A 17,097-nucleotide genomic window follows, 5' to 3' on the forward strand; every position below is an offset into this window, starting at 1 on the left:
GCCAATCCTTCTTTCCTTTATATTTTCTGTAGTAATATCGGATTACAAATATTAAGGCTATTTGATACAATATAAATTCAAATATCACCATTTACCATGTCATGGTTAAAAAAAACACTAAATGAAAACAATTCAAACTCAATTTAAAATCCGTCTCTTAGTTTGTCCTATTAAGCTTGATCAACCTTACCTCTTGATGAATTCGGTCAAAGTTCGACTTTAATTCTTGGGGTGTTTTTGGCATCGGTTCAGGTAGGCTTCGTACCATCCTAGGCTTTTTAAAGCATACTTTTTTATCCTTGCCATCAAAAAACACCACAAATTCTCCCTGCCTCAATCCATAGAAAGCATCTGCCCTAGTCTTGGCCACTTCCCGTTCACTTTGCGTCACACGGGTATCAAAATTGAGGTTATGGCCTTTGTTAACACTCTTGGACTGCTTCTTGACAATCTCAAAAAAACGTTCATAGTATTTGGCCGTGTCCGGGTCATTGGCCTTGCCAAAGAATTGATAAGAGAGATTGCTCAATATCGCCTTACTGGCCTTGTCCCCGTATAGCATATCATTTTGGATCTTGTCCTGGAGCACATAGACCGTTGCTATATCGTAGCTCCGCAGTGTGGCCGGAATTCGGTGCATATTTAATAGACGTATGGTGGAAGCCTCTTCGATAAGAAAAAAAGAGGTCAATCGGTTCCGCTCGCTCATCTGTTTGGAAATGGTATGAATGATTGTAGCTATCACGGGAGACAGGGAGGTTTCTGTTTTTGGGTTGTTCACTATGGAAATGACCGAGGGGTTTTGGGGATTATTGATATCCAGAGGGACCTCATCCGCAGAGAGCGCCATAAATATTTTCCGGGTACTGATTTTTTTAAAGGCATTGGCCAGGGTACTTTTCACCCCTGCGGTCTGCCTATCGGAATCGACCCCGCTTATAAAGGCGTCGGCCATGGCCTTGGAAGTCAGGTCAGCACTTAAGAAACGTACCAACTGCTCCGTATCGAGGTGTTGGTAGAGTGCAATCATATGGGGAATGGTACAATAGTCCTCAAAGTCCTCCTTCAAGCGCCAGATCAACCCTCCTATCAATCCCTCCACGGCATCCTGAAAGAATTTGGAAGTACCGCTGCTACCACTTTCCTTGAGCTCCAGAAGGTTTTCCAGAAGGACGCGGGAGATTTCATGGACACTTTCCTCATCGGGCAAATAACGGGGCGCAATGGGATTGACCTGATGGTAAATGGGGTCAAAGGAAACGATATGGAATTTCCGGTCAGTGCCCTTAAACAGCGGATAAGCCATCTCGGTAATCTCAAAATTCTTGTAATCGTGCATCACCCCACAAAAGCGATGGGCCGCAAAATGTTGAAAAAGGTTATGGACGATGCTTTCGGTCTTTCCGCTGCCCGCTGCCCCGATAATGGAAATACCCCTTCGGATATTGGACAGTACCAACTTGGTTCCCTTCGTCTGCAACACCAATCGATATTTTTTATCAAGGGTATTGGCTTCCTTGTTTGGGATGAAAACATAACATAGCAAATTGATAAACGCCCAAGGCAACAATAGGTAGAGCATTACCCTTAGGAAAACACTCATTTCCAATAGAAAGAAAAGAGCTGTCACCACTCCAATGACCAACAGCCAAGACCCGATAAACCCATAACGGAAGTACTTGACCAAAAGAAAAGAAATCAAGCTTCCCAATGGAAGCACCAGCAAAACCATATGTATAATGGAAGTAGTCAACATCCTCTTAGATTTCAATGCCCCCTGATCCGATGGCCCGTTCGACACCTTGTTTGAGCTTCATCAGGGTCTTATAGGCCAACTGCACCTTGTTGGTCGGGATGTTGGGGATGGTTACTCCTCCTTTGCGCAATAGTTTTAGGGCCAGTTGCTTTTCGTTGTTGGGCAATCCCATCAAAAGGGCCACAAACTTTTTGGGATCCTGTCGGTATAGCTTTTTCGTACCATATTTTTCCATGAAGTTTCGGTCATAGGCGAACATGTGGTCAAAGGTCTTTTCCGTAGCTTGGTAGAATTGATCACGGTGGAAGCCCTGTTTGACCTTTTTACCATGGAGGATGGTTTCGGAGGCCTTGAACTTGCTCCCCGGGGACAGGCTATAGGTATTGGTCACATCCTTTCGGCTGACGATGATATGGATATGGGATTGTGCCCCTTCCTTTTTCATCCCTTCTACGATCATTTGGCCGTTGATCTTATGGGAAGCCTTTTGGGTCAAGCGATGGATTTCCTGTTGAATGGCCTTTGGATTACCTTGTAGTGCACCCCGTTCCACCTTGGCCAGGTCATTTCGGAGTTTGGCGATCTGTTTGCGGTACGGGGCATTTTCCTGCACCTGTTTTTCAAAGCCCCGAAAGCTGCGTTCGTGTTCGATTTTCGCGTAATATTTGATGTCATCGACAGTGACCGTTCTATCCCGATAAAAGAAAGCGGCATAATCCTTCATGATTTCCCGGGTGTATTTTCGCAGCGCTTTTGCATCATTGCTGATCTGTTTGAGTTCCCGTTGGCTTGGACTGACCACAATGGAATAGAACTTGGGTTCGTGCTTCTTGAGTTTGGCGGTATTGCCATCGATTTCGGATATGACCTTTTCGGGTCCAACCATATCTTCTTTTTGGTCAAAAAAGGTCTCCTGCGCCTCTGGTTCCACCTCTTGGTTCTCTTTTTCCAAATAGGCCACATAGTCCTTTACGCTACTGTGATAGGTCTCAAAGCCTTTTCCGATTTTCTGTGCCGTGATAGTGATGTACATGGTCATAGATTTTTAAGGGTTCGTTTATAGTTTTCCAGTTCCCCTTCGGTGATGTCCAAACGGAGATAGGGTTTTCCAAAAGCGGGTTTTATTAGGGTTGTGTTTTCGATGAGATACTGGCTTTCCCTTTGGAGCATTTCTAATTTGTCCTGGAGGCGCTCGTAGCGGATTTTGGGAACGTTTATCTCAATTGGGGTTTCCTGTTTAGAGGGAAGTGGTTCCACCCGTGGTCTTTCCTCCTTGATCTTTTGTTCGAGCAGGGCTTCGAGAATGGCATTGGTGGGCTTGGTCTGTGTGATCTCGATATCCCGGATAATAGCGATAGAGGCCTCGGTACGTTTGATGGAGGTTTCCGTAAGTTTCCGGTTCTTTATAATCTCTTGGAGGAAGCTTTGGCCCAGTCTATCGGAAGGCGTAAAGCCATGCCATTCAAAAAAGTCCATGACCGTTATTAAGGTTTCCGTGTGGGATTTTGATGTTTTTTTCGAGAAACTTCGAAACCTATTGGCCACGACCTTTTTAATATTGATGGCCGAAAATCGATATGTTTTGCTTTTCTGTTTCATGTTTTACAGCAACTTTTTTCAGTTTTTTCAAGGGTTTCAAGAGGATTTACAGCAAACTATGGATGTCGTATGTATATCGCAATTCTTGAAACCCTCAGTATGTATGGGCTTTGCGGAGCAAATGGGACTAGTAGCACCGCCTTGGCGTGCTACCCTCTCGCTATTCCGTTTCCCCGCGCGCTCGGGGAAATCGCCCTACCTATCCCAAGGTATAGGCCTTGACAGCTCAGGAAACACCAAAACAAAATTTTAAGATGTGGAAAGTGCTGCTTTTGAAAAAAATACAAGGAAAGCGTCCAAGTGCTGTATATCTTCAATGTAAAAGGGAACCTATGTAGTTCCCTTGGCTAAAATCTTGGTATTTACTTCTGCGGTCATAATACGCCTTGATCGGCAAAACTGAAGTAGTCCCCATTGGGGGCGATGATGATATGATCGAGGACCTTGACATCGAAGAGCTGGGCGGCTTTTTGAATCTTTTGGGTAATGTCCCGATCCGGTTGGCTGGCCTGTAGTTTCCCACTGGGGTGGTTATGGGCGAGCAGGATTCCTACGGAAAGGGTCTTGAGCACTACGGCAAAGAGGATCCGCAGATCCACCAATGTGCCCGTGATCCCGCCCTGTGAGATTTGGTAGATGCCCTTGACCTTGTTGCTGTTGTTGAGCAGGACGATCTTAAAGGATTCATGTACGGCTATGGTGTCTGTGTTCCATGTTTGGTATAGCATTTCTGCAGCATCTTTGGAGGATTTGATCTGTTTCCAATAGGGGGCGGGGATGCGTTCTTTGTATCGGATATGGATTTCGTTGACATGTGTTTCCATGATGATGGTATTAGGGTGCTAATGAAAAAAAGAGGGCGGAAGTTTTTAGCTGCCCACCCTCTTGAGGCATCGACCTGACCGCATTAGGCGGTCTTGGCCGTTTTGGGGTTATTGGCCTTGGCAGGCGTTTTAGGCGTCTTTCCCTTTTCAGGGGCTGGCTCGGCTTCTTGGGATTCCTTGCCTCCCAGCAGCAGGATTTCGGTGGCCACGATCTCGGTCACATAGACCTTGACATCCATCTCATTGGTATAGCTACGGGATACCAGTTTGCCCTCGATGGCGATTTCCTTGCCCTTGTGGGCATACTGTTCGATGACCTCCGCCCTTTTGTCCCAGGCCACCACGTTGTGCCACTGGGTGGACTGTACCTTTTCCCCTTGGGCGTTCTTGTAATACTCATTGGTGGCCATGGCAAAGCGTACGGTCTTGCTACCGCTTTCCAGTACGGCCACTTTGGGATCGTTTCCGATGTTCCCGATCAATTGGACTTTGTTTCTCAATGTACTCATGATTAAAAAATTTAAAGATTAGAATTATATGAAGCCCTATCCGTCAGGGCGTTGAAAACTGATTTACTTATTATATCCAGAGCGTTTTCCTTTTTGTTCGTTTTTAACTTTTGAAGTGCTCCCGTTTTATCGTTTTCGTATGATTTCATCGTTCTTGGTTTAAATGATTTACTTCCCATAGGGCCGTCACGTATCCTTTTTGTTGCTGATCGTGGTACAACCTCCAGGCTTGTACAAGGGCGTATAAAAAGCGAAGCGGCTTTATGCCGCCCGCAAGGCTGGATGTTGTTGTTTTGCCGTCAAAAAGGAAGCACGGACGGCTTGGTCAAGGGAATCAAGAACGGGAAATGCGAAAGGAATGGGAGCCACGGAAAAAACAATGGCAATTTGTAGTAATGAAAAAAGGGGGGGGGTAAAGGAAGTTCCAGATTCTCAGGTATTCAAAAAACACCGATATAAAGTGTCCCAAGACATAGTCCTCCACCACAGTATCAGGGGCACTTTCCATGCTTGGAAGTCCCTGTTTGTTAGGAATAGGGTCGTTTTAACGAAAATGGTAGTTAGAGATCGTACCTTTAGATTAAGGTAATGAAGAGTAGACCAATAAGCAATGAAACTATGGGAACTTACTAAGGTGACAAATACATTGAGATTTTCCGAGATGTATGTACTTTTTGCCATTACCTTCTATGTTACCAAGGACCCTAATTTATAGGGTCTATTGTTACACGAATGGTAAAGACAGGCAAAGGCTTCAAAATTCTATGCTAAAAGATAAAAACATGTTCATTTTACCTCGGTAAGGGCACCAAAATTTATAATGTTCCCCGGAAAAATATGCTATAGGATATCCCACCATACCATGGGTATTCGATTTATAAACGGGAATCAAGTTGTCTAAGGAACTTCCGTCAAGGTTCCCTTAAACCTGCCCTCGGTGATCCTCAGCATATATTCGATGCTCTTGTTGATTTGGGCTTCGGGAAACAATTCCAGCTCAAAGCTACCGGTCAAGGTTTCACTGGATTGGTCATAGGACTCCACCACAAAGATGGCTGTTTCGGGTTCCTGTAGGGTATATTGCGCCACGATGGCATCCCCACCTAGGGTATCGTAGTAGAGGCCATTTTCCTTGGCCAAGGTATAGCTGCCCTCCCCTTCAAACTTCACCTTGATCATCAAAACCCCATTGTCGAGCCCTTCCCCTATGGCCAAAAAGACCAGGGTATCGTTCTCCATCAGCTGCAGTTCAGTGCTGCCTTCCCATAGGACATCGTCCTTTTGGGCCTCAAAGGTATTCTCGGCCAAGGGAATATCGGAACCGTCATCAGAACTACATCCAAGAATGGACAACAAGGTGAAAAGGAACAGGTATGACAATGAAAATCGAAAGCGTAACATAGGTTTTTTTCTCTAGATGGTGGGATGATGTTTAGGTTGCTTATACCTTGAAAGGATACTAGGGGCCTCTCACAACAAGACCAGGTCTCTGTAAAAATACTCAGTCGATTTGGTAATTCGTAAATCAAAAATGGGGGCTAACAACGTTCCCCTTAAAAACCTGTCCATCCGATTTTCCCTTGATGGATTCTTTAATCGAATTTATGTTGGTTTAGTTGCAGAATCTTTACTATCCCTTTAGTTTCGGGCTGCATCCTGGTAGGACGAATCAAAGACCCTACAAGATATCTTGAAGTTTCAACACTATGACAGCCTGTCGTCCCGTAACCGGAAAAACAAATTCATTTACCCGGGTCAGTTGTCGGGGGCGGGCTGTTCTTTTCAGGTCTTTCATTTGAACAACCTTTGGCCTGACCTATTTACCCAATGACATTATGTTGATTTGAGATGTACCTTAGTACTATTTCCATTCGTTAGGTCATTCTTTTAATTCCACTCCTGCTTTCCTGCATAATTCTTCAATTTCAGAAAGTGTTTTTGTGCCACAATTCCTAAAACCAGCGATAACCCGCAACGAAAGTTTACCAATATCTGAAACTTTAAGATTGCTGTACATAATCCAAGAGGCCCGTTCAACCCCAAATGCTTCTGCATTGTTATAGAGCACATTTTGTGCCCTTAAACTGAGGTTGCAATCCCTTATAAAAGAATCCTTGTCTATTTTTGGCCCATCTTTCATATTCATATAAAGTTAAAAAAATATAGGAAGTACGACGTGAATGTACAGAAGTTAGCCGTTGGAAGCAATGAAATCTTAATGCGCTACAGTTAAGAGCGTTACATATTGTTATCGGCATTACTTAAACTACTGGCCAATGCTCTACCAGACATCCTGTTTAAAAGTGGCAGTTCACCAAATTCCCTGACATAGGATTTCAGTTTCTCGCTTTCCATTTCCACGCTCTTGTCAGTACTATGGAGCTCGACCTAGAGATGTTCATAGGGATACTTTTCCTGTAGGGTTTCGGAATCCCTATACCTAGCACCACATTCATGGTTAGAAAATGCATCAGCTGGTGCCATGGATTTTTTGAGTTCAATCACTTCATCCAAGAACCTAGTAGCCCGACCGATGTACAGCGTCCCCGTCGCATCTGTTTTGTGCATTCGCCGTACGGCTACAATTTCAGTCTTTGGCAACATGCAATAAAGCTCTTAGATACCTCCTGCATCACCGAAATCCCTATTTATCTTTTGCCAAAGCCTACAATCGGACAGCCTGTAGTTTGCGCTTCTTGTCTTCATAAATGTACTGTTGTATCAGGGGAGCGAAATATATGGTTATCAACAAAAAATACCTATACCAATCGACAGATCATTAAAATCACCCAACATAAATAAGGATTAACTACGCCTGTACAAGTTGAAATTGCCCAATGTCTTGATGACCACATTCCATTAGGTTCATTTGGAAGACTCGTTTCGATCAACAGTTGTACCAATCAAATTGTAATTAATGAAAAGCTTTAAAACACCTAATACCTTACTTAAAGGTCAATACAACCAGCCTCGATGTACCCGCTTCAGAAAGGTTGACCTTAAGCTTTTCCTCCTTATCCAAATGAAATTTTGGATAAACATAGACCAATCGGGACTTCTGTCCATGCATAATGCTTGTGGGCACATTATGCCTGTAGCGGGGCAGCAGTTCCAATTCCTGATAGGAAGCCCTCCTGCCCTTTTTACCACTGGCCTTGATAAGTTCCAATTCTCCAAAATCAAATCGGACACCGGAATGGTTGTCGATCTCAAATTGGACATACACTTCATTGTCCATGTAGACCATATTGGTCACGGCCAATGAGAGCCCCTGTTTTTTATTGACGGAGTACTTTCGTTCTGGCAGTTGCAAGAGCGATTCGCAGGAGTTCTGAAACCTGAGATCACTGATTGTGGGGACCACCAAAGAATCCGCAACCAAAGTCTGGGCAACCCTTTCCTGTTGGGTATCTTCCCCTACCCCTTGGTCTTCGCTCCCGATCCGTTCCTCCAACCCAATAAATCGATTCGGATACGAAATTTCCCTAGCATAGCGGACCATAAATGAATAGACACTTCCGTCCTCCGTGATCACCAGCAGATTGCTGTCCTTACCCGGAACGGCCTTTAACAGACCCAAGGTCTGTCCTTTTTCCCGATTATAGGTAAAGGCAAAATTGTCATTGCCCACGATGCCCTGTTTGATCTTGGAGGGAAAGAACAGGGCCATGTTCATATGTTCGTTAGCGTAAATGGTGTCCAAGGTTTTATTGTCGGCGGCTTGGGATGCAACGGCAAGTAACATCCACAAGATGAAGATTGTATTTTTCATGACGATATGGTTTTAGGAGCCCCGGTTCGAACGAGGGCTCAAGGGTTCAATTTTAAAAGGATTTTATAGTTTTTGTTTACGGTGGCCCTGACCTGACGGTTGGACCGTTTAAAGATGTTTTTCAGGCCCTTGACCTGGGGGACTCCCGGCACATTGATGTCTTCCACGACATCTTCCATCAGTTCACTGGACAGTTCGGCCCTAAAAGTGTTCTGGATATACAGGCCTTCCCGTCCATCCCGATAGTCATAAGCCTTAACCTTTAAGGGGATATGGTCAATGTTCCCGATATCCAGCACCATCCTATTGGGTCGAAAGCCCACGATGCCGAATAGGATGGTACCCTCTGACACGACCTTACCATCGATGACCACCTTTTCCAGAAGCCGGAAGTCCAATCGGTCATTGGCCCTGACCGTCTGTGTCCGATGTACCACCGCCGGAACGACCAAGCCATTCCAATCTTCCACATCGGATCGGGGAGCTGAAGCAAAGAACAATTGATGGTCCATGGCCATTTCCGGCAAGGTGCGTTTTGTGCCCTCTTTGGGTTCCGGTATATTTTCTTGAGCTTTCTTTTTATTGGAAACATGGACCTTCCCCTTATTTTCTACAAGTGATTTCCGGTACGACCCTTGTGTATAATCGATTCGCCCCAGCCGGTAGATGCTGTCCACCATTTTTGCCTTTTCCGCATCGATCAGGTCTGGGTCAAAAACGCCCGTGGTATCCAAATACTTCTCATCATAGATACTTGGCGCATTGGTCGTCTTCACCTCCTTAAGATCATCGAGGGCCTCCAGTTTGGAGGCATATTCCTTTTGGGCCGTTTCCAGGGCAGGCACCAAGGGTTGGTCCAGTAGTGCCCCTGCATCACCCCCATCCGTCAGGAAGAGCATGGCATACACCACCATAAATACCAGGACCAACAGAATGACGATCCCAAAAACAATTTTCTTTTTATCCAGTTTCATAACAGTGTTCTTTATAGGTCATTGACCTTTTTCAATTGATTTTCAAAATAGGCCGTGATCAACAGCCCATGGGGATTCTTGGGAAAATGCCGGTCCACCCTGATGAGCTGTCCAGAGGTCTGTAGTTCGTAGGTATCGGTCACCGAACCCCTATCAATTTCAAAAACCACCCGGGACTGGAAGGAAAAGGCTCCTGCCTCCCCAAAAAGATCGGTTTCCACGGACAGTACCTTTTGGACCAGGGAATATTGCAGTAGTCGGTTATATACCCCATCGGCCTTTTTTTGCCGGTAGACATTGTCCACCGAACTGTCCCCCAACCATAGGGCCTTTTCCAAATGCTTTTGATAGTTGCTGGCATCGATACCATAAAAGTACTTGTGGAACTGCTCGATATGGGCCAGGGCCTCCACTTCCCGATTTTCCTGTTGGAGCGTCCATTTCAATGGAATGATGGATCCATCCGTTCCAATGGCAAAGTTTCCCGTCCTCGTTTCCCTGTACATTTGATAGGCCACCAAAACGGAACCCAGCGTACAGAGGGTCGATGCAATGACCACGATCAGGACCACAAAACGATTGGTCCGAAGTATTGCAGTGATATTTTTATACATTGTTTTCATAATATGTTATGTTTTGTCCGGTACTAGGCACCGAAAAGTTTGAGTGAAAAAGAGGTCGCCCTTCGGTAGAGTTTGAATTTCAAAAAGACGATAAAACCGATGGTGCCCAGTTCCACCAAAGGGGCAAACACGGAGCTCCCATAGTCCGTCCCGAAGAGGTTCACCCAAAAATTGTCGGTCAGTTCCCCGTAAAGGGCATTGATAAAGATGTTCACCAGGAAAAAGGCAGGTACCAGCATGTAAACGGCCACATAGAGCTTAAAAAAGTTGTAGGCCAGGCTCCTGAACTTCTCAAAAACGGCCAAGCTGATGACCAAGGGAAAAAAGGCCCGCATGACGCCCAATAGAAAAAAGCGTTCCGCCAAAAAAAGCGGATAGATGAACAGATCGAGTAACCAGAGGAACACACTGATGATAAAGGCCAAGAGCCGCATCCCGAACAAGGGGCTGACCAGGGCCTCATAGAGCAGTGCCATCCCCTTTCGTGCAGCGTCCATGATCCCGGCATCCTCCTCAATGGAAATCTCCTGCAACTGCAAAGGCAACAGATCGGGTGCCGTGCTGCGGTATTGGGTCTCAATACCTACCAGGATGCTGTCAAAGGCATCCAACACCTGATCGGAAAACAACACCAATAGCACTACAGCAAAATTCTTTGCCAGTTCCGTTGGGGTCAGTCCCCAGGTATGTCCATCCCGTTCGGCAATCCCCTCGTTGTACTTCTTGATGATGTTGATCAAAAAGAACAGCAGGGCCAGAGCCTTCATGCCCGTGATGGTGTACTGTGAAAAATCACTTCCGGTGATGGTGTCGTACACCGCATCCACATACTCCAATCCGATACTTAACGCTACGCCAACCATCATCAATAGGTTGTTATGCGGGTATTGATGGCCTCCTGCATTTCCCGAAAGGAAATAATGTCCCGGTATCGTTTGGCCTTTTGCTGGATCTCCCCGACCATTTCCTTGGATCGGACTTCCTTTTCCTTGAGGACGGCGATCCGCTCCGCATCCGTCATCTTCAAAAAATCACTGGAGAGGATGTCCTCCACAAATTCCAGGTCTTCCAAGGAATGCTCGATGATGGCATTGAAGGATTCCGAGATACGTTCCACCTCCTCTGGTCGGATATGGGGGGAGTCCAGGATGTCCCGCAGATCGTTCCGGACCATATCGAAAAGGCGCCCATTGTTCCGTGTCAGTTCACGGACCGCCTTCAATTGTTTGATGACATCGTTGACCTTTTCGATGCGCTCTTTTTGTTCCCGCAAAAACTCCACGGTCTTCAAGAGTTCGGAGGTCTGTTTGGCCGATTCGATAATCTGTTTGCCCAATGTGATAAAGTTGGTATTGTCATATACCGGCATCCCCTGGGCCGTGGCACGCCCGGGCAGGGAAATGACCATTGACAGGACTATACCCAAGGTCAAGGTTTTTTTTCGAATGGACATTTGGTTCGTTGTTTTCATATCGATTTCTTTTTGAGGTTAATAAACTTTTTGATGGCTTGCTCCATATCGCCCATTTTTTCATACAGGGCCATAATGGTTTGATTGTCCCGGCCCTCGGTCAGATAGGCCGCATATACTTCCGGAGGGACCTCCAAGCGGAAGATGTTGCTCTCCTTTCCGATCTTGATAAAAATTTCAGTGTATTTGCGTTGACCCGAAAGGTTGTTCCTGATGGATTTCAATTGATTCAGGTCATGGGCGGATAGCTGAAGTCTTTCCTTTAGGGCGGCATAGCCCTTTTCATTGCGGAGACTGTAAATAACCTGGGTATTCTCCAGGATACTGGCCGAGGTCGAGTTCCGGGGCAGTTGGTTGATGGACTGTAAAATGATGCCAATGGCCCCTTCCTGTTTCCGGATGGCCTGGTAATAAAATTCCACGCTTTCCAGCACATTGTCGAACTTGAGCTGTTTGGCAAACTCATCAAAGAGAATGATGCCCCGCTCCCCCCTGTTCCTCCAAACGGTCCGTTGAATGGCCGTTTTGATGAGCTTGAGCATCACAGAGAGGATCTCCTTATTGTCCTTCACTTCATCAAGTTCGAAAACGATCAGGCGTTTGTCCTCCAATCGATAGGACCGATCTTCGCTTGCACCAAAAAGAAAGCTGTAGAGTCCGTCCCCCACATATTCCGAAAGGATGTGCAGGAATCCCTTGACATCGAAGTATTCGGGATGGATCTGCAATCGGGACAGCAGATTCTTTTGCTGTGTGCCGACAAATTGGTAAAAGCTGTCCAAGGTATGCGTGCAAACCTTGCTTTCCCTATAATAGGCCAGCAATATTTTCTTCAAGGCCACCGAGCTTTCCTTTTGGGGCTTGATGCCCACCCCCATCAGCTCGAAGAGGAACAGGGAAAGATCCTCCAAGCGTTCCGGGGTTACATCATCAATATTCGATATGTAAAAGGGATTGATACCAAGGCTCTTGCCGTTTTCATAGCGAAGCACGGTGCACTGCTCGGGATAGAGGCTTGCAAACTTGGTATAGGAACCGCCCAGATCGATAATGACCAGCCGAACGCCTTGCTCAAAATACTGCCTCAAAATATTATTGGCCAAGAAGGACTTCCCTTCCCCGGTCGGGGCAAAAATGGCAAAGTTCCGTGCCTTGATGCGCTTTTTCCCTTCGTCCCAGACATCCTTCAATACTGGAATGTTGAACTCCCGATCATTGAACACGATTCCCGTGCTGTCCGTGCTGTAATTGGTGGTATTGATCCAAAGACAAAGCGCGTGTTTTAGATCGGTCACATAGAGATCCTCACTGGAGAAATTGGGGGCAAAACATGGGAAACTGTTCAGGATATAGTTTTTGCGTTCCTTGCCACACGGGTAATAGGGCACCATATCCAGTTCCTTCAGTTCGGCCCTGATCTGTGCGTTGGTACGTTCCAATTGCTCCCCATCCCGGTTCCAATGGATGATATTGAGGTGTCCACGCACGATCCGTGCTTGATCATCCTTGTTGATCTGTTCGAGGATATGCTCGATTTTTTTGAGGACCACCTTGTTCTGTGTCCCAAAATTGGAACTCTTTTTCAGTTCCTCCACCTTTTTCTCCAGCTGCCTTCTCCAGTGGTGCCTATCATCCAGATAGACGATCTGGTTGATGATATGGTTTTCCTTGAGGGAAAGGCCAAGACCGTCGATGAACCCTTGGTGGAAGGTAAAATCATCCGAGGTAAAACGTTCATTGACCTTACTGGTCTGTACGCTGTCCCCAAAACAGGATTCGCTATTGATGGCCAGCACATCAAAGTGATGGTTGCCGATGGCCACTTTGGGGCCGTCCAGAACGATATCGGTATCACAATCCGGATTATGGCCATTGAGCTGGTTTTGGGTCAAGGCCAAAATTTCGATGTCCACCATGGGCTCCAAGCGAATTTTCTGTCCATTGTTGAGATAATTCACCGCATCGCTGACCGCATCCAAAAACTGTTTCACCCTATCATCCAACTCCCTGGGCAATGTCTTGGGTACGCTTGCAAAGGGATTGACATATTTGGGGTTGTTGAAACCCGTCCGCCTGGGACAGGTAAAGAACAGATAGCTTTGGTGCTCCATATATTCCCTTCCCTTGAAATGATCATGGGTCGCTTTGGAGAGAAAGGTATCCTTGCGCAGCTGGTCGGAAGTGAAGGAGGATTTCAGGTATATGTCCTGTTTATGGATCACGGTCCCGACAGGAAGGGATTTAAAGGCCTGGGACCAATTACCGTGCAACCCTTCAAAATCGGTTTCGGAAAGCGAATGGATCTCAGGGAGCAAAACCTTATAGCAGGCGAGTACATTACCATTGTTGGTAAAAATGATATGGTCCCGTATGTCCACAATGGGATGGTGGGAGGCTATGTTAATCTTCGACATGGTTCAATAGGTTATCGGGTTTATTGCTGATACAACTGGGAAAGACCTTGTTGAAGTCCAATAAGTGCTTGTTGGAAGCTATCCGGGTCAGCCCTGCATACCAACAGCAGTTCCAGAGCATGGCCAAGATGATGACCAAAAGACTGAAGGAAAATATGATGATCAGCAGGGAAGCCAGGATGGAGAGCATCATTAGGGCAAACAGGGATATGGGAAGCCCCCATATCCTTGCGCCTTTACGGATGTCCTTATATATTCTGTACGTTCTCATAGGAATTACTCACTTTTGGCTTAAAAGATCAGACCACGATTCCGATGAGATAGGTGAAGATCCCGACCACGGCCCCTGCGATGAGCACGAACACCAATACGCGTGTGATGCCTTTTTTAAGGTCTGCGTTCTCCCCAAAGAAATGGCCTGCATTGAAGAGGAAGCCGACCAAAAAGATGACCCCTAGGAGGAGGGGAAAGATGGTTCGGATGGTATCGGAGATGTCATTGACCGAATCTTCGATGCCCCCGATCTGTGCAAAAGCGGGCATGCCCAGAAGCATGGTCCAAATGGATAGAACTGTTTTTTTCATGATGACTGTTTTTGTGGCCAAATGGGCCTATTGATGAATAAACTTTTTCGAAAAGTATCGGGAACTCACAAAAAGGATCCTAAATCACTAAAAATTAACGGACAGCAGCGTTAAATTTTGATGAATCCCAAGGGATTCGAGTAAACAGTTACAGATTGCACAATGCATCCAACAAATGAATGACATGGAATTGAGAAAAGCTTTCCTCTTAGGGGCACTGTTTGCCACTTGCGTGCATGCGTCGGGACAAGGGGATACCGAACAAAAAATGGTGATTATTGTGGATCCCGGACATGGCGGGATCGATTCAGGTGCCATTGGGATCAATGGGCTCAGCGAAAAAGAGCTGACCCTGAATTTGGCCGAGGCCATTTTACGGTACAACAATACCCTATTGGACAATCGCTATGACATCTATCTGACCCGATACGCGGACACCTTGATTTCACTGAGCCATCGCACCCGACTGGCCAAAGCCCTGAAACCGGACCTTTTTATTTCCCTGCACTGCAACCATGCGAACAATGCGAAGGCATCGGGATTGGAGATCTACCTGCACGACAGTCCCCTTCCCCAAGGCCATATGGCCATGGCCAAAGCCATGGAGACCCATCTCAAAACCAAATTGGGGTATCGGGGCCGTGGTGTGAAACGGGCTAACTTTCAGGTTTTGCGCGACAATACGGCCGTATGCCCAGCGCTACTTTTGGAACTGGGCTTTTTGTCCCATTTGGACGAAGCTCGGCACTTGGAACGGAAGGAAAACATTAGTGCCCTGGGATTGGCAGTCTTAACGGGAATCAAAAAGCTGTTGGAGTGAAAACGCTGTTCATTCGTGTATTTGTCCTGCTCAGGACAATTGTGGCTGCGATGGGAAGGGCGCTGTGGCATAGTATAAAACAATGGCCAAGGGTTTGAAATGGTGCCGTACATTGAGCGGCATCCAAATTCCAAGGCTTTGAAGCACCGGTGGTGTCCTTTCCATGGTCTGATATTTATGGAACTTCAGCACAATTACCATACGGCCCAAGGCCAATCTTCGATCGTGCCTTTAATGTGATGCACAACACCAACAAACAACGTAATAGGAGCAGAAGATTGAGGCACCCATGAGGATTCGGATTGTCGCTATGGTGTGATCGGTAAGTTCTGGAACCAGCGAGATTGACTTAAAGCAAAGGGGATCTGTGCACGGGAACAGGTTCAAAGGCAGGTCCCACACGAAACAATAAGACCTGTCCCAAAGGTCGGGGTATCTACACTTCTAGTTATTTGATCGAAATATATATTATTTAATCATATCACTGAATTCCCTGAAGGGTTTGAGAAACCCCATTGAAATCAAAGAATCAATCACCCTTGGTTGCTTATCTCCCAACTCAAAAGATAATCTTTTGTCCCTCAACACGCTGTCGCGATTGAAAAAATCATTTTCTACATAATTCACTAAACGCTTGGTTATCTTGAAATCAGCATAATTAATTCCAATCTTATCGTTGAGATAACCATTATCAATAATCATTATTAAATAATCTGCAGGAGATATTAATTGAGCAAATATTGATGCATCACCATTTTCTTCCAGTATCAATTCTTTATAGTATTCAATCTCGAGGTGATAAAACTCGTCTGATTTAATTATAGATTCGTAGAGTTCAACAGCCCTGGTTTTTAAAGAGTCTAATTTAAGGATTCTATGTCCCTTTTTTTCTACCGCTGTTGTATTGTAACAATCATAAAAAAGAACAACACCAGGATAAAAATGTTTAACTGGTTGTGGTACAGTCATATTATCTAGATTACTTTTGTAGAATACCACAATTCTTTGATAATTACTTTTTCCAACCAATTTAACATCGACCATTTCGCAGTTTTCGAAAAGAATATTTGGGATTTTATGATTCGGGACTTCTTTTCTATTCAAAATAAAAGGTCGGATGGTCGTACCGGTAAAATCAGTATTTTTTATAATGGGAGGAAGAAAGGTGCCTTGAAAATCCAAATAGCGCAACTCTTGATTACTTAAATCAGATTTAGAAAGATTCAATCCTGTTAAAGTCAGGATTTTAATTGAATCGGAAGGATCGAGCAATCTCGAATATTCAATATAGTCAAACAATGATTCTGTTATAAAGGAACTACTCTTGTCTGTGGTAGGGTCTAAAGAATATAAGTTTCTTCTAGCTTCTCGTATGTCATCTCCCAGAATTTGTTTTCTAAAAAATTCATTTTGATCTTTAATCAATTTGTTTTGAGATATAAGAATATCATTCTGGCATATTAGAACAATCAAACTACAAATAGCAATTCCACCGCCTGTAATAGCAATAACTGCTGGTGAAAAGAATAGCCTCCAAAGTATTGCCTTAACTGCTGACCGTTGTTTTCCCTTATCATTAGGCCACTTTTCTTTTCGGTCAATGAAATTTGCAATCAATTTAATTGGTCTATGCTCCTGCTCTATTAGCTCCCTTTCAACTTTATCCAGTTGTTCTTTCATTTCATTATAGTGGCGATTTGTTTTAATGAAATTAAGAAAAAAAAGATTTGTTTTTAAGTGTATTTATTACA

The 17,097-nt window shown here is 45.2% G+C and carries 20 protein-coding genes; 1 reads left to right on the top strand and 19 read right to left on the bottom strand.

The features are described 5' to 3' along the window. Positions 1-157: 157 nt before the first annotated feature. The 17 genes from J4E06_RS01605 to J4E06_RS01685 all read right to left on the bottom strand — a co-directional run bounded on the left by J4E06_RS01605 (position 158) and on the right by J4E06_RS01685 (position 14,526). Positions 158-1,756 carry a type IV secretory system conjugative DNA transfer family protein gene (locus tag J4E06_RS01605; protein ID WP_349522298.1) on the bottom strand — a complete coding sequence of 533 codons (1,599 nt, stop codon included), beginning with the start codon at positions 1,754-1,756 and terminating at the stop codon, positions 158-160. Positions 1,757-1,760: 4 nt separating this feature from the next. Then, positions 1,761-2,789 (bottom strand): MobB family relaxase, encoded by a 1,029-nt coding sequence (mobB, locus tag J4E06_RS01610; RefSeq protein WP_349522299.1) that lies wholly within the window; start codon positions 2,787-2,789, stop codon positions 1,761-1,763. Between the two features lie 2 nt (positions 2,790-2,791). Next, positions 2,792-3,355 (bottom strand): BfmA/BtgA family mobilization protein, encoded by a 564-nt coding sequence (locus J4E06_RS01615; protein ID WP_349522300.1) that lies wholly within the window; start codon positions 3,353-3,355, stop codon positions 2,792-2,794. Positions 3,356-3,729: 374 nt separating this feature from the next. Then, positions 3,730-4,179: a JAB domain-containing protein gene (locus J4E06_RS01620; protein ID WP_349522301.1), complete on the bottom strand. Its 450-nt coding sequence runs from the start codon at positions 4,177-4,179 to the stop codon at positions 3,730-3,732. Positions 4,180-4,262: 83 nt separating this feature from the next. Further along, positions 4,263-4,688, bottom strand: a complete 426-nt coding sequence (locus tag J4E06_RS01625) for a single-stranded DNA-binding protein (protein WP_349522302.1) — start codon at positions 4,686-4,688, stop codon at positions 4,263-4,265. 11 nt (positions 4,689-4,699) lie between these two features. Further along, entirely contained in the window at positions 4,700-4,837 is a 138-nt protein-coding gene (locus J4E06_RS01630; RefSeq protein WP_349522303.1) for a hypothetical protein, read from the bottom strand. A 748-nt stretch (positions 4,838-5,585) separates the two neighbouring features. Continuing rightward, positions 5,586-6,089, bottom strand: a complete 504-nt coding sequence (locus J4E06_RS01635) for a hypothetical protein (protein ID WP_349522304.1) — start codon at positions 6,087-6,089, stop codon at positions 5,586-5,588. A gap of 478 nt (positions 6,090-6,567) precedes the next feature. Next, a complete protein-coding gene (locus J4E06_RS01640) occupies positions 6,568-6,834 on the bottom strand; it encodes a hypothetical protein (protein ID WP_349522305.1) in 267 nt (88 codons plus the stop codon). A 242-nt stretch (positions 6,835-7,076) separates the two neighbouring features. Continuing rightward, the gene (locus J4E06_RS01645) at positions 7,077-7,292 is read right to left on the bottom strand and encodes a hypothetical protein (RefSeq protein WP_349522306.1); all 216 of its coding nucleotides are present in this window, start codon (positions 7,290-7,292) and stop codon (positions 7,077-7,079) included. Between the two features lie 340 nt (positions 7,293-7,632). Then, positions 7,633-8,460: a DUF4138 domain-containing protein gene (locus tag J4E06_RS01650; RefSeq protein ID WP_349522307.1), complete on the bottom strand. Its 828-nt coding sequence runs from the start codon at positions 8,458-8,460 to the stop codon at positions 7,633-7,635. Between the two features lie 38 nt (positions 8,461-8,498). After that, the gene (traM, locus tag J4E06_RS01655) at positions 8,499-9,434 is read right to left on the bottom strand and encodes a conjugative transposon protein TraM (RefSeq protein WP_349522308.1); all 936 of its coding nucleotides are present in this window, start codon (positions 9,432-9,434) and stop codon (positions 8,499-8,501) included. 11 nt (positions 9,435-9,445) lie between these two features. Then, positions 9,446-10,057, bottom strand: coding sequence for a conjugal transfer protein TraK (locus tag J4E06_RS01660; RefSeq protein WP_349522309.1), 612 nt, complete (start codon positions 10,055-10,057; stop codon positions 9,446-9,448). 23 nt (positions 10,058-10,080) lie between these two features. Next, entirely contained in the window at positions 10,081-10,923 is an 843-nt protein-coding gene (locus tag J4E06_RS01665; RefSeq protein WP_349522310.1) for a hypothetical protein, read from the bottom strand. Then, positions 10,923-11,510, bottom strand: a complete 588-nt coding sequence (locus tag J4E06_RS01670) for a conjugal transfer protein (RefSeq protein ID WP_502877329.1) — start codon at positions 11,508-11,510, stop codon at positions 10,923-10,925. The genes J4E06_RS01665 and J4E06_RS01670 overlap by 1 nt, the downstream gene beginning before the upstream one ends. Positions 11,511-11,524: 14 nt before the next feature. After that, on the bottom strand, positions 11,525-13,942 hold the full coding sequence (locus tag J4E06_RS01675; RefSeq protein WP_349522312.1) for a TraG family conjugative transposon ATPase: 2,418 nt from the start codon (positions 13,940-13,942) through the stop codon (positions 11,525-11,527). After that, on the bottom strand, positions 13,929-14,213 hold the full coding sequence (locus J4E06_RS01680; RefSeq protein WP_349522313.1) for a hypothetical protein: 285 nt from the start codon (positions 14,211-14,213) through the stop codon (positions 13,929-13,931). The genes J4E06_RS01675 and J4E06_RS01680 overlap by 14 nt, the downstream gene beginning before the upstream one ends. Positions 14,214-14,241: 28 nt before the next feature. Next, positions 14,242-14,526 carry a hypothetical protein gene (locus tag J4E06_RS01685; RefSeq protein WP_349522314.1) on the bottom strand — a complete coding sequence of 95 codons (285 nt, stop codon included), beginning with the start codon at positions 14,524-14,526 and terminating at the stop codon, positions 14,242-14,244. A 184-nt stretch (positions 14,527-14,710) separates the two neighbouring features. Here J4E06_RS01685 and J4E06_RS01690 point away from each other — a divergent pair, with 184 nt between their 5' ends. After that, positions 14,711-15,346: an N-acetylmuramoyl-L-alanine amidase family protein gene (locus tag J4E06_RS01690; protein WP_349522315.1), complete on the top strand. Its 636-nt coding sequence runs from the start codon at positions 14,711-14,713 to the stop codon at positions 15,344-15,346. A gap of 30 nt (positions 15,347-15,376) precedes the next feature. Here J4E06_RS01690 and J4E06_RS01695 read toward each other — a convergent pair whose 3' ends face one another. Together J4E06_RS01695 and J4E06_RS01700 are read right to left on the bottom strand one after the other, a co-directional pair. After that, the gene (locus J4E06_RS01695; protein WP_349522316.1) at positions 15,377-15,511 is read right to left on the bottom strand and encodes a hypothetical protein; all 135 of its coding nucleotides are present in this window, start codon (positions 15,509-15,511) and stop codon (positions 15,377-15,379) included. Positions 15,512-15,814: 303 nt separating this feature from the next. Next, a complete protein-coding gene (locus tag J4E06_RS01700; RefSeq protein WP_349522317.1) occupies positions 15,815-17,026 on the bottom strand; it encodes a hypothetical protein in 1,212 nt (403 codons plus the stop codon). Between the last annotated feature and the right edge of the window lie 71 nt (positions 17,027-17,097).

The sequence above is a fragment of the Allomuricauda sp. NFXS6 genome, assembly GCF_040148835.1.
Classification (GTDB): Bacteria; Bacteroidota; Bacteroidia; order Flavobacteriales; family Flavobacteriaceae; genus Flagellimonas.